Origin of the sequence: Bacillus sp. FJAT-18017 (assembly GCF_001278805.1) — a bacterium.
Lineage (GTDB): Bacteria > Bacillota > Bacilli > Bacillales > Cytobacillaceae > Bacillus_D.
Genome location: NZ_CP012602.1, coordinates 4,712,374 through 4,726,448 on the forward strand (window position 1 = coordinate 4,712,374; position 14,075 = coordinate 4,726,448).

The window sequence follows — 14,075 nt, forward strand, 5'->3', positions numbered from 1 at the left end:
AAATATTTTTCCACTATAACATTAGTAAAAAATAGCAAATCTTTAAAAGGAGCAGGGTTTTATAGAATCATAGTTACATAGTTCCTTGAAGAGGGAAAAAGATATGGAGTGTAAAACACCACACTAATTTCGGCTTCAGGCAGCGCTTCAATCAACTCTTGCAAGAAAAAAACCGCCGTCCCTCGAGGGAACAGCGGTCATTCGTGAAGATATTTATTCTTTTTCAAACTCAATGGTGCTTCTAATGGTATTAATAGGCCGGACCATTTTTTCAATTTGCTCGCGTTTCGGTTCCAAAAATGGCGGCAGTGACAGTTTTTCTCCTAGTGTTTCGTACGGCTCATCCCCCATGAATCCTGGTCCATCTGTCGCAAACTCAAATAAGATACCTGGTGCTACTCGTACATAAAGGGAACCGAAGAAGAAGCGGTCAACAAATCCAGACGTTTGAAAACCAAAGCTTTCCATCCTCTTGATCCAATAATCAAGCACTTCCCGGTTCTCAACCCTGAATGCGGCATGGTGGACAGTACCGAAACCCTGCCTTCCCTGTGGAAGAAGTGTATTAGGCTCAACAATGACTCCAGCACCATTCCCGCCTTCACCGACTTCGAACAAATAGAGGGAACCTTCATGGGCAACTTCTTTGTAATCCATGACCTTTTCAAGAACTTGTCTGAAGTAATCAAAATGTGCCGTCCTAACATGAATCGGCCCAAGCCCGACAATCGCATACTCCAATGGAATCGGCCCTTTTTTCCACGGAATTCCAGGGGCTACTCCATCAAGATGTTCATCAGAAATCAGTTGATATTGCTGATCATCAAAATCAACAAATGACAGTGTCTTTCTGCCAAACTGTTCCTTTATCCCTTTGTGGCTGACTTGCAAACGGTCGAAGCGCTCTACCCAATAACTTAATGCAGCATCACTTGGAACACGGAATGATGTTTTGAAAATTTCATCTGTCCCATGTGTGCCTTTAGGGATACCCGGGAAATCAAAAAAGGTCATATCTGTTCCGGCACTTCCCTCATCATCAGCGAAGAACAAGTGATAGGTCTGGATATCATCCTGGTTCACCGTCTTCTTGACGAGCCTCATCCCAAGTACATAAGTGAAGAATTCATAATTTTTTTCAGCACTGCTCGTAATAGCCGTAACATGGTGCATACCTTTTAATCCGTTCATGTTTTTTCCTCCGTAAGAATGGTTATTTATCTTTAGTTGATTTATCTCTACTTCGAGATAAATATATCACGAACAATAAACTAAGTCAACCACCGGACCTTTTTAATGAGTTCCGGTGGTCTCCAATGCTTGTTTCTGTCTCTCTTTCGTGACTGCAATCGCGTTAATCAATGTATTGGCCTGCTTAATCATATTGCCTTTCCCTTGAACATGGAGATACATAATCCTTGGCTTTTCATACATCCAATGGTTATGGATAGCGGAAATCTCAAGGCCGCCCTCCCTTAACTCATCAATAACAGGATTTACTTCTTCTTGGAGCAGTGCCATTTCACCGATGACCAAAGTTTCTTTATCATTCAATTTCTCAAATGCAAAATGAAAAGCTAGGCCCAACGTTTCAGGTGAAACCATTTCCCCCATATGAGTTGCTTCAATACTATTTCGAGTGATTTCCAGACTGCAAACATTTTTCTCTGCTTTAACCTTCGTCTTGAAGATCTGTTCTAATGCTTTGCACTCTGGATTTTGTTTACCCGCATTGACTTCATTTCCGTTCATGATTAACACTGCAACTATACCAAATAAGATAAATGTTTTTTTCATCCGGGACACCTCCACCCTTATCGTTCCCTCCGAGGCGCCATTTATAAGCTACATCAATCCTTTAGAGGAAACCAGCCGGGTGTGTTGACAATTGCCTGCCATAACGGATTTGGGACTACAAGTTTTTCCTGGTCATTTCTTGTAAGTGTTACACGAATCTCTTCTTCGTGACCTGATTTTACCTTCTCCACCCATTTGGGTTCAACAATCAATTCACGGCCAAGTGCGATCAATGGAACTCCGCCAGCCATTGCCTTCTTAACGTCATCGGGAGAATAAAGCGACCCTACTCCAATGACCGGAATCTTATCTCCTACGCGGTCATGTATGAGGACAACCCGGGAACGGGAATCTGACTTGTCCCTCAGCGAACCTTTCCAAAAATCTTGAGTCGAAACGTGGAGGTAATCCAAGCCCTGTTCCGATAAAACATCAGCCAACGTTAAAGTATCTTCCATTGTAATTCCTGGTTGCTCGATTTCTTCGGGGGAGAGCCTGTAGCCAACAATAAACGGGTCTATGGCATATTTTTTTGCAGTTTGCTTTACTGAGTCAATTACCGCTAACGGAAATGCCATCCGCTTCTCCAGGGATCCTCCCCACTCGTCTTCACGGCGGTTGGAATGAGGAGAGAAAAACTGCTGGATAAGATACGTATTGGCACCATGTATTTCAACTCCGTCAAAACCTGCCTCAATTGCCCTTCTAGTCGCCTCCCCAAAGGCGTTAATGATGGACTTGACCTCTTCCCCTGTTAGTTCGCGGGGAGTCTTCGCACCAGGGCGCGCCGCTGCGACAGCACTCGCACTAACCGGCTGGCCGTCCTCAAGCAATTCTGGAGGTGACATCCTTCCGGCATGAAAAATTTGCAAAATCGCTTTTGCACCTTCTCCTTTAATAGTTTCCGCAAGCCTCCTCAAGCTAGAAATCTGTTCATCTGAATAAGCACTTATCTGGTCCTTGAATCCCTGGCCATCCCTGGTAACATTTGCGCAAGCTGTAATAACAGCACCTACTCCGCCAGACCGCTCCCGATAATAAGCCAATTCATCATCAGTAACCATACCATCTGCACCAGAAGACCAATTTGTCATAGGCGCCATTAAAATCCTATTCTTTAGCTTTACACCTGATGGCAGCGCTATTTCTTCTAACATTGCTTTATATTCCTCTTTCATGATGTAATCCTCCATTCCCCACTGCATTTTTCCTACAAAGTTCCTAGTTCCCTATATAAATTCAACACAAACAACATGATTAGCTTTGGCCCATGCACCGGTTTTATTCCTGGCAATAAACAAACTAGTTAACATTTGCATGCACATTAAAAAGTCATCAAAGGATTTCCCCATGATGACTTTGCTAAACATCGACTTAGTCAGGAATCACAATTGGATTGACATCATTGCCGCCCTTGTCGCTGCCGTTATAATATTGAGGAACCTTTCCTTGCAAAAATAAATCACCTATCTTAACGGAGTTGGTTACCTTAACCTCTCTTTCAATGAGCGGAATTATGACACTCATTTGTACCTCTGTCTTCACATATAACTCAAGAAACGTATTATTGATGCCTATTTCTGAATACTTCGTTTCAATATTTGCTGTTACATCGCCGAGAATTTCAAAACGGACCGGCACCTTTGGACCTAAGTTTGAAAAGAGGGTATTGTTAGTTGCCATTCCTAAAGGTATTTCATAAATAATCCCATCTTTTCCATTTGATTCAGATATATCTGCTTCCTGAAAAGCCGCTTCAAGCTCGGCAATATCTCCTGATTCCAGTAAATTAAGATAGTTCTGGACCCGGGTTGTTGCTTCGGAAATGACATGGTTGTAAACTCTCGGATTAAAGCTGTAGCCAATTTCATTTCCATTATTATGAACTATGATTAATTGGTCAATCTCGATATTCTCAGATACATTTTGGGAAATTGCATTGTTTACTGCCTGGGATGCGATTTCCCTTGCTTTTGTTTCAGCAATTTTTATAAGGCTGGGCTCAATGTGTTTATTGATTAAACTTAAGCTTTGAAAAGTAACGAGTACAAAGGTAGTAAACGTAATGAGCACTACATATCGAAGGGGCAGCGGACCCCGCCTCCTCATTCTCCTCAAATGGGATACCTCCCCGCAAAATCGTCTACTACTTGTATATGCGCAACCGGCTCCCTATAGACGAACAATAGAGGGAAGTGCCCTATAGTTAAAGGATTTGAATTGCATGCATTCCACAAAAAAACACCAGGGACCCTGTGACCGGTCCCTGGTATTAGTTTATTGAATATTGCTTGCACTTTTCATAAAACCTCGTCTTGCCTATATTAAGGAGCTTCGCCGCCTCGACCCGATTTCCGTCTGTTAGCGCAAGCGCTGATAGAATGGCCTGTTTTTCCGCCTCCGCTATCGTTTCTTTAAGGGGCTTTACAGGTCCGGCCTTTGGTTCAGGCGAAACAGGAATTAAATCCGGGGTTACAAATTCCTGGTCCCTTAAATATAGTGGAAGGTGGACAGGCTCAATCACATTACCGTCAAGTACATTAATGGATCGTTCCAATACATTCTCAAGCTCACGAATATTTCCCGGCCAGGAATGCTGCTCGAGTATGCGAAGTACTTCAGGAGAAATTAAGATTCCCTTCCGATGGAATTTCTTTTCCAGCTTGTTAACAAGCCCCTCAGAGAGAACTTTAATATCTTCTTTTCGTTTCCGTAACGGAGGAATCTCTATTTTAATAACATTTAAACGATAGTAGAGATCCTGGCGAAACTTCCCTTCCTCGACCATTTTTTCAAGGTCGCGATGAGTCGCGGTTATTATCCTCACATCGACGGGAATTGTCTTTTGACTGCCTACAGGCTGGATTTCCTGTTCTTGCAGGACACGGAGCAGTTTACTCTGCATGGCAAGCGGCATGTCACCAATTTCATCCAAAAATATCGTCCCTTTGTTGGCAAGCTGGAAAAGACCTTTCTTGCCACCCTTTTTGGCGCCAGTAAATGCGCCATCCGCATAGCCAAATAATTCCGATTCAAGAAGATGCTCAGGAATGCTCGCGCAGTTAATTGGTACAAACGAAAAAGCAGATCTCATGCTGTTATCATGGATGGAATGCGCAAACAGCTCTTTACCTGTACCCGATTCTCCTAATAGGAGAACTGCGGAGTTGCTGGCGGAAATCCTCCAGGCAAGTTTTTTCACCTCCATAAAGGACGGGCTTGTCCCAATGAGGTCACTAAATTCATACTTGCTGGTCAATTCCTTCTCGACTTTCTTTTTATAATATTTTAATTCATCCACAAGATGTTGTATCTTTGTTTTATAGGTATGGAGTTCCTCTGGATTTCGGAACATAACTGTCCCCACTGCCCCGACCAATTGACCATCCACAATTAGAGGGAATCGGTTTGCAATCATCTCGGTCCCCTTTATTTTATGGACCGCCGCAATTTCTGCCTGCCCTGTTGCTGAAACAATATGCATTCTTGTATTTTCAATAACTTCTGTGACAGGACGTTTAATTGCCTTTTCAACAGTGGTCCCCAGAAACTCACAATAGGCGTCATTAATAAAAATAATGATTCCATCACGATCCGTTACGACGATTCTCTCTGCTGAAAGGTTGATAATTTCCTCCAGCCAATCCGCAGGAATATCATCTATCCGTATACTCAACAGTTTCCCCCCTCGTTTAAAATCATTATATTTATGATTATATCAAGTTAAAAAGGTTTTGTGGCTCAAAATGCGTTTTTTGTTAGAAAACTGGAATTGTAGGGCTTTATGTCTTGGCGCTTAAACTGAAAAACAACAAGAAAATAGGTTAAGAACAGAGGGAAACAGACACCAAAAATTGTAGAAATTCAGTTCTTATCAAAAATAATCTATAAACATAAAAAGCTGTCCCAAAAAAGTCGTCAATCAACGACCTTTTGGGACAGCCTCTTCTTGTATACTGTTTATGACTCAATAATACAAAGTAACTCTCTTTAAAGATTTATTGTGCGGTATAGCCGCCATCAAGAATGACAGCCTGGCCAGTAATGCCTCGGCCCTTTTCACTTGCAAGGAAGACTGCATAATCAGCAATCTCAGATACATCGAGCAGCCTCTTTTGAGGTACTAGCGGGTAAATAACTTCCTCAAGGACACTTTCAAGAGGTACATTTCTTGTTTTTGCAAGATCGTTCAATTGGCCGCGCACAAGCGGAGTGTCAACATATCCTGGGCAAAGGGAGTTAACAGTGATTCCATCTGCAGCGCCTTCAAGGGCAGCTACTTTGGTCAAACCGATAACGCCATGCTTTGCACTGTTATAAGCGGCTTTTCCAGCAAAACCAATTACTCCATTAATTGAAGCCATATTGATAATCCGGCCAAATTTTTGCTTCTTCATCACTGGGAATACAGTCTTGATGCCAATGAATGGAGCAGTAAGCATTACTTTAACGAGAAATTCAAACCTGTCAGTTGGGAATTCTTCAATTGGTGATACATATTGAAGACCTGCATTGTTTACAAGCACATCAATTCTTCCAAATTCCTCAATCGCCGAATTAAGAGCATTCTTATACGCTTCCTCATTTGTTACATCACATGGAGCAGAAAGTGCTTCATATCCTTCCTCTCTTAGCTGTGCAACAACCTGTTCGCTTTTTTCCACGTTCAAGTCCGAAATGACAACCTTTGCTCCTTCTTTTGCGAAAGTGGTTGCAATTTCAAGTCCAATCCCACTGGCAGAACCTGTTATAAATGCTACTTTTCCTTCCAATTGTTTCATGGTGAAGCCTCCCTTAATAAATTAGCTCAAAGCCTATTTCTGAAATACACACCGGAGGGAGGTTACCCCCTCCTTGGTGTGTATGAGTTAAACTAGTCCAGTCAATGTGTAAAGTGTAATGATGACAAATACTGCCAATGTCTTGATAACTGTGATAGCAAAAATATCCTTGTAGGACTGTTTATGTGTCAAGCCAGTAACAGCGAGCAACGTGATGACAGCACCGTTGTGCGGTAATGTATCCATACCGCCGGACGCCATCGCAACTACACGGTGCATAACTTCAGGGCTGATGTTTGCAGCAGCTATCGCAGCATTATAGGTATCAGCCATCGCACCAAGTGCAATACTCATACCGCCGGATGCAGAACCTGTCACACCCGCAAGAACAGTAGTAGTTACTGCACCATTTACAAGTGGGTTAGTAAATGTCGAACCAATTGCATCACTGATCTGTGCGAAGCCAGGAAGAATCGCAATAACACCGCCGAAGCCATACTCAGCACCAGTGTTCATAACAGCCAGCAATGAACCGGCGATTGCAGCATTCAGGCCTTCCTTAAATCCGAACTTAACCTTTTTGAAGTTATAAGCAAGGCTGGCAATGATACCAATACTAAGTGCCATCATGATGGACCAGATGGACATAGTGGCTGCAACATCAACCTTGTATGCATCAAGGCCGATTGCGGAAAAATCAAAACCGTTCGGATACCATTTAGGAATGTACGTAATGAACACTTTGTTTGCTACAGCAACCAGAATAAGTGGAACGAACGCAAGGATTTGTCTTGAGCGGGATTGCTCAAGATTCATCTCAGCAACAGGTTCTTCCTTCTTAGCTGCTTCTGCCGCAGCAGCATTTTCTTTTCCAAAACCAAAGTAGCCTTCACCGGCAGCCTGAGCTGTTTTCCTTCTCCATTCGAGATAGAATAGGCCAGAAGCAAGGACAACAAGCCCACCAATAATACCAAGGGTTGGTGCTGCATAAATGTCAGTACCGAAGAAGGTCGTTGGAATAACGTTTTGGATTTGCGGTGTACCCGGAAATGCATCCATTGTGAATGTAAATGCACCGAGTGCGATAGTACCAGGAATCAATCGTTTCGGAATATCAGCCTGTTTGAAGATTTGTGCAGCAAATGGATAAATGGCAAATACAGCTACAAATAGGCTGACTCCGCTGTAAGTCAAGATTGCACCTAATAAAACGATAGTTAAAATTGCACGTTTTGCTCCGAGCCAGCTGACGATAGTCTTTGCAATCGATTCAGCGATACCGGACATTTCAACTACTTTACCGAAAATTGCCCCCAGCAAGAAGACGGCAAAATAGTTTTTAATAAAGCCGACCATCTTTTCCATGAAGACACCGGAGAAGAATGGAAGCACATTGGCTGGTTCGATGAGCACAACAGCCAATAGGGCAGCGATCGGTGCGAACAGGATGACCGAGAAGCCCCTGTAAGCCATGAACATCAAAAGGCTTAACGAAAATAAAATAATAATTAAATCCATGTATATCCCCCTTAAAGTTTATGCAAGCCAATCCCTTCCCTTGGCAGCGTTTCCAAGAATGACTCACATCTATCAATAATGCAAGTTTCGTGCCAATAATGGCAGAAAAATAACATTTTTTATTTTTTATAGTTTAGGCACGTCCCTCGACTTCTAATAAATTAATTTACCAAGCTATTATGTTTTTTCCAACAACTCACAAACTATTTTTTCCGGAATTCCGGAAAACCGGAAGCGCTTTCAGTTCGGAATCCCGGAATTTTTTAAAAAATTTTAATTTTCCATTTCTACAACAGTTGCAATACCCTGTCCTCCGCCAATGCACAATGTTGCCAACCCATAACGAGAGTTTCTGCGTTTCATTTCATGCAAAAGAGTAACAAGAACGCGTGCACCACTAGCCCCAATTGGATGGCCTAGGGCAATTGCTCCACCATTTACATTCAGCTTTTCGTTAGAAAATTCGAGTTCCCTGCCTACGCTCAGAGCCTGGGCCGCAAAAGCTTCATTTGCTTCAATTAGGTCAATATCATTCATGCTCAAACCAGCAAACTGTAGAGCTTTTTTTGTAGCAGGAACTGGTCCGATTCCCATGATGGAAGGGTCTACACCAGCTGTCCCATTGCCCCTGATAATAGCCATTGGAGTGATGCCTAGTTCTTCAGCTTTCTCCCTGCTCATCAAGACTAGAGCAGCGGCTCCATCATTGATTCCGGATGCATTTGCTGCTGTCACTGTCCCATCTTTCTTGAATGCAGGCTTTAACTTCGAGAGCCCTTCAGCTGTTACGCCTGCACGAGGGAATTCATCTGTTTCAAAACGGATTGGATCACCTTTACGCTGCGGGATTTCAACAGCAACGATTTCATCCTTAAATCTGCCCTCATTAATTGCGGCTTCCGCCTTCTGCTGGCTCCATGCGGCAAACTCATCCTGTTCTTCCCTGGTCAAACTGTACTTTTCAGCAAGGTTCTCGGCTGTAATACCCATATGGTAGTTGTTCATTGCACATTGCAGGCCATCAGCAATCATGCTGTCGATTACTTTGCCATCACCCATTCTGTATCCAGTACGTCCTTTTGGAAGCAGATAAGGGGCAAGGCTCATATTCTCCATGCCTCCAGCGACAACGATTTCAGCTGCTCCAGTTTGGATTGCCTGGGTTCCCAAATGAACAGCCTTAAGTCCTGAACCACACAATTTGTTGATTGCCATTGATGAGACTTCGATAGGAAGGCCGGCTTTTAGAGCTGCCTGGCGAGCGGGCCCTTGCCCAAGCCCTGCCTGGAGTACGTTGCCCATGATCACTTCATCAACCTGGTCGCCAGGAATTCCAGCCCGGTTTAGAGCTTCTTTTATTACAATTGCTCCAAGTTCCGTTGCTGGTGTATTACTGAGTGTTCCGCCAAAAGTGCCAATTGCTGTCCTCACAGCACTTACTATTACTACATCACGCATGTTAAACTTCCCCCAAACTTATAATCTATCAGTCTCAGCCTGTACTAATAGGCTGAGACCGGTATTCTATTATATTATTATTTTGCAAGGTCCGGGCTCACCATGTATGAAGCCTCTGTTTTTTCTTCTACCATTTCCAGAGTTGCCCCATTTTGAAGCTCCTCAAGAATAAGGCCGGAATCTGTTACCCTGAATACAGCTAGCTCTGTGACAATCAGGTCAACAACACCCACGCCTGTCAGTGGCAGGCGGCATTCCTTCAAGATTTTTGGAGAGCCATTTTTCGCAACATGCTCCATAGCAACAATGACTTTTTTAGCACCTGTTACTAGGTCCATTGCTCCGCCCATTCCAGGAACCATTTTTCCAGGAACCATCCAGTTAGCAAGGTTCCCCTTCTCATCAACTTCAAGGCCGCCAAGGACTGTAACATCCACGTGTCCGCCGCGGATTAATTCAAATGAGAATAAGCTGTCAAAGAATGCTCCCCCCGGAAGAATTCCTGAAGGCTGGCCACCGGCATTTACAAGATCAGGATCGATGTCGCCATCAAGCGGTCCAAGTCCTACATAACCATTTTCCGATTGAAGGATTACGTTCACATCTTCTGGCAAATAATTTGGCACCATAGTCGGAAGTCCGATCCCAAGGTTTACGACGTCGCCATTTTGCATTTCCTTTGCCACACGGGCGGCGATTACTTGTTTTGGATTAGTTTGTTGAGTTGTTGACATTATTTCTTACCTCCCGCTACCAAAATTTTATCAACGAGAATTCCAGGGGTCATAACTTCATCTGGATCGATTTCTCCAACCTCAAGAATCTTATCCACCTGAACGATTACTACATCCGCGGCAAGTGCCATCAGCGGGTTAAAGTTACGTGCAGAACGTTTATAGACCAGATTTCCAGCCTTATCAGCCTTATGCGCCCGCAGTATGGCAACATCAGCGCGCAGAGGCTTTTCCAGCAGGTATTCACGGCCGTCTACTGTAATTTTCTCTTTGCCTTCCTCTACAACAGTACCAACACCTGTTGGAGTTAGGACACCGCCAAGGCCTGAACCGCCAGCACGCACACGCTCTGCCAGTGTACCCTGGGGAACGAGCTCAACTTCCATCTCGCCAGCAATCATTTGCCTTCCTGTTTCAGGATTTGTACCAATATGGGAAGCAATTACTTTTTTAACTTGGCGGTTGGAGATTAGCGGGCCGACTCCAGTTTCAATAAAAGCGGTATCATTAGCGATCAGAGTGATGTCTTTAACTTCTTTTTCAAGCATGACGTCCACAAGATCCTGTGGTGTCCCCACACCCATAAATCCACCTGCCATTACAGTTACTCCATCGCGGAAAAACTGGGCGGCTTCTTGTTTTGTAATTACCTTGCTCACTATAAAAGCACCTCCGAAAAATTTTGGTGAGGTTAACTAATTGCTCACACCTTTTTATAATGCAAGAAGCGTGCCAACTTAATGGACAATACCCTTTTCCATTCATCACCCCCTTAAATCAACTCAAACTGTAAAATTTGGTTATTTTTAACACAACGATATTACTTCTTTTCTAAATGGATAACTCAAAAAAAAAAATATTTTTTTTAGCCCTCAAAACGCCGACAGGACAACAATGTAAACGCTATCAAATTTGTTAAACAATTCAGATTTTTCTGATTAACTTTGGAAATTCACTTGATTCTTCTCGACAATGGTTGTATCATACAGAAATATCAGAAAAATCAATCTAAGACCAGCTATGATTTATGTGTGTAAAACATCTTACACATGGCTTATCTCATCTCATATTAATTGAATACCAGATTGTAAGGAGTGTTGAATTTGTCCAGCCAGTATATCTTCTTAGATGGAAAATTTGTTAAAAAGGAAGAAGCAGTCATTTCCGTGTACGACCATGGCTTCCTTTACGGAGACGGAGTCTTTGAAGGAATCCGCGTTTATAATGGGAACATCTTTAGATTGGATGCCCATATTAAAAGGCTGTATGAATCGGCTCACTCCATTAGGCTTGAGATTCCCTACACCATTGAAGAATTTAAGAACATCATTGTAGAAACAGTTCGTAAAAACCAATTATCCAGCGCATATATTAGACCGGTTGTTTCAAGAGGAATGGGAAACCTTGGATTGGATCCTAATTCCTGCTCCAATCCGAAGGTCATCGTCATAGCTGAACCACTCGCTCTCTACCCGCAGGAATTGTACGAACGGGGCCTGAAAATTGGTTCAGTTGCAACGAGAAGAAATCGGCCGGATGTATTAAGCCCTCAGATTAAATCGCTTAACTACTTAAACAATATCCTTGTTAAGCTCGAGGCAAACCAGGCCGGTTTAGATGAAGCACTTATGTTAAATGACCAGGGTTATGTCACAGAGGGCTCGGCCGATAATATTTTCATAATCAAAAATGGCGTCATCTTCACTCCTCCAGTCTATCTTGGAGCTTTGGAAGGGATTACCCGCAATGCAATAATCGAGCTTGCAAGAGACTCTGGCTACGAGGTCAGAGAGCAGCCATTTACAAGACATGATGTATATATTGCCGATGAAGTGTTCCTTACTGGTACTGCAGTTGAAGTGATTGCAGTTATCGATGTTGACACAAGGAAAATTGGCGACGGGAAACCAGGACCGATAACAAATCATCTATTAAAAGAATTCAGGAAATTGGTTACCGAGGACGGCGTGAAATGCTATCCGGATGTGAAACCAGAAGCAATCGTTGGGTAAGGAGGTCCATCATGCGAAGCGATATGATCAAAAAGGGAATTGACAGGGCTCCTCACCGAAGCCTTCTATATGCAACAGGAGTAAAAACTAGCGACCTTGAAAAGCCCTTTATCGGAGTATGTAATTCATACATCGATATCATCCCCGGCCACAAGCATTTGAATGTTTTTGCCGAGGTTGTAAAAGAGGCAATCCGCGAAGCAGGCGGGATTCCATTCGAATTTAATACGATTGGTGTGGATGATGGTATAGCAATGGGTCATATTGGTATGCGCTACTCTCTCCCAAGCCGTGAAATAATTGCCGATAGCGCCGAAACAGTCATTAATGCCCATTGGTTTGACGGTGTTTTCTATATCCCGAATTGCGACAAAATTACACCCGGAATGCTGATGGCCGCTGCAAGGACCAACGTCCCTTCTGTTTTTGTATCAGGCGGGCCGATGGAAGCTGGCGTCTCCTCGACCGGGAAGCCTCTCTCGCTTGTCTCAGTATTTGAAGGTGTAGGTGCCTATCATAAAGGAACTATGTCCCAGCAAGAATTGTTGGATATCGAAACAAACGCATGTCCAACTTGCGGCTCATGCTCCGGGATGTTTACAGCAAACTCCATGAATTGCCTAATGGAAATGCTTGGAATGACCGTTCCGGATAATGGAACAATTGTTGCTACTTCAGATCAGCGTCATCAGCTTATCAGACAGGCAGCAAAGCATTTAATCGATATGGTTCAAAACGATGTTCGTCCGCGTGACATCATGACTAAAGAAACATTTGATAATGCCTTTGCACTCGATATGGCAATGGGCGGCTCTACAAACACTGTATTACATACATTAGCGATTGCCCATGAGGCCGGAATTGACTATGATCTCCATGAAATCAACCGTATTGCGGAAAAGGTTCCATACCTTTCAAAAATCAGTCCCGCTTCCGATTATTCGATGGAAGACGTTCATCATGCTGGCGGTGTTAGTGCTATTATTCACGAACTATGCCAGATTGACGGATTGATTTACAAAGACCAGCTAACGATTACTGGAAAAACGATTTACGAAAATGTTAAGGATGCAAAAATCACAAACGACAAGGTAATCAGAAGGAAAGAAAATCCTTATAGTCCGGTAGGTGGATTGTCCATCCTGTTTGGTAACCTGGCTCCTGACGGCGGCGTTATTAAAGTGGGTGCTGTCGATCCATCAATCAAAACATTCCTTGGCGAAGCAATTGTATTTGAATCACAGGAAGATGCACAAGCCGGGATTGACAGCGGCAAAGTAACTTCGGGCCAGGTTGTGGTTATCCGGTATGAGGGGCCTAAGGGCGGGCCGGGAATGCCCGAGATGCTCGCACCAACCTCGGCGATTGCCGGGCGCGGCCTTGAAAAAGAAGTAGCTCTCATTACCGACGGACGATTTTCCGGAGCTAGCCGCGGAATCTCTGTAGGGCATATCTCCCCTGAAGCAGCCGAGGGCGGACCAATCGCATTCGTTGAAAATGGCGACTTGATTATGATCGATTTGAACGCACGTACAATTGACCTGTTAGTCGATGAGGAAGTGTTAAGCGAGCGCCGCAAAAACTGGGTGAAACCCGAACCAAAAATCAAAACGGGTTACCTGGCCAAATACGCCAAGCTCGTCACCTCAGCAAGCACAGGCGGAATCATGAAGTTTTAACCTATATGAAAAATCGCAGACGGGAAAAAAGGAATAAGATTTTAGTATTCACAGAGATCCGGGGTTGCTGGAAGCCCGGAAATACTACTTATTCCG

12 protein-coding genes are annotated in these 14,075 nt (G+C 43.6%); 2 read left to right on the plus strand and 10 right to left on the minus strand.

The genetic code is table 11. The features are described from left to right. Positions 1-213: 213 nt before the first annotated feature. The 10 genes from AM500_RS22110 to atoD form a co-directional block, all read right to left on the minus strand. A complete protein-coding gene (locus AM500_RS22110) occupies positions 214-1,191 on the minus strand; it encodes a ring-cleaving dioxygenase (protein WP_053601152.1) in 978 nt (325 codons plus the stop codon). A gap of 102 nt (positions 1,192-1,293) precedes the next feature. After that, on the minus strand, positions 1,294-1,797 hold the full coding sequence (locus AM500_RS22115; protein ID WP_053601153.1) for a DUF1259 domain-containing protein: 504 nt from the start codon (positions 1,795-1,797) through the stop codon (positions 1,294-1,296). Positions 1,798-1,850: 53 nt separating this feature from the next. Further along, on the minus strand, positions 1,851-2,975 hold the full coding sequence (locus tag AM500_RS22120; RefSeq protein WP_053601154.1) for an NADH-dependent flavin oxidoreductase: 1,125 nt from the start codon (positions 2,973-2,975) through the stop codon (positions 1,851-1,853). Positions 2,976-3,171: 196 nt separating this feature from the next. Next, complete coding sequence (yunB, locus tag AM500_RS22125; RefSeq protein WP_231688195.1) at positions 3,172-3,906, minus strand: sporulation protein YunB; 735 nt, start codon at positions 3,904-3,906, stop codon at positions 3,172-3,174. A gap of 163 nt (positions 3,907-4,069) precedes the next feature. Further along, positions 4,070-5,473 (minus strand): sigma-54 interaction domain-containing protein, encoded by a 1,404-nt coding sequence (locus tag AM500_RS22130; protein ID WP_053601156.1) that lies wholly within the window; start codon positions 5,471-5,473, stop codon positions 4,070-4,072. Positions 5,474-5,795: 322 nt separating this feature from the next. Continuing rightward, entirely contained in the window at positions 5,796-6,578 is a 783-nt protein-coding gene (locus AM500_RS22135; protein WP_053601157.1) for a 3-hydroxybutyrate dehydrogenase, read from the minus strand. A gap of 87 nt (positions 6,579-6,665) precedes the next feature. Next, the gene (locus AM500_RS22140; protein WP_043930856.1) at positions 6,666-8,096 is read right to left on the minus strand and encodes a GntP family permease; all 1,431 of its coding nucleotides are present in this window, start codon (positions 8,094-8,096) and stop codon (positions 6,666-6,668) included. Positions 8,097-8,369: 273 nt separating this feature from the next. Continuing rightward, complete coding sequence (locus tag AM500_RS22145) at positions 8,370-9,554, minus strand: acetyl-CoA C-acetyltransferase (RefSeq protein ID WP_053601158.1); 1,185 nt, start codon at positions 9,552-9,554, stop codon at positions 8,370-8,372. 77 nt (positions 9,555-9,631) lie between these two features. Beyond that, the gene (locus AM500_RS22150; RefSeq protein ID WP_053601159.1) at positions 9,632-10,288 is read right to left on the minus strand and encodes a 3-oxoacid CoA-transferase subunit B; all 657 of its coding nucleotides are present in this window, start codon (positions 10,286-10,288) and stop codon (positions 9,632-9,634) included. Then, a complete protein-coding gene (gene atoD / locus AM500_RS22155) occupies positions 10,288-10,950 on the minus strand; it encodes an acetate CoA-transferase subunit alpha (RefSeq protein WP_053601160.1) in 663 nt (220 codons plus the stop codon). Before atoD ends, AM500_RS22150 begins: the two co-directional genes overlap by 1 nt. A 441-nt stretch (positions 10,951-11,391) precedes the next feature. Here atoD and ilvE point away from each other — a divergent pair, with 441 nt between their 5' ends. Both ilvE and ilvD read left to right on the plus strand, forming a co-directional pair. Then, entirely contained in the window at positions 11,392-12,300 is a 909-nt protein-coding gene (gene ilvE / locus AM500_RS22160; RefSeq protein WP_053601161.1) for a branched-chain-amino-acid transaminase, read from the plus strand. A gap of 11 nt (positions 12,301-12,311) precedes the next feature. Next, the gene (ilvD, locus tag AM500_RS22165) at positions 12,312-13,979 is read left to right on the plus strand and encodes a dihydroxy-acid dehydratase (protein ID WP_053601162.1); all 1,668 of its coding nucleotides are present in this window, start codon (positions 12,312-12,314) and stop codon (positions 13,977-13,979) included. The last annotated feature ends 96 nt before the right edge of the window (positions 13,980-14,075 follow it).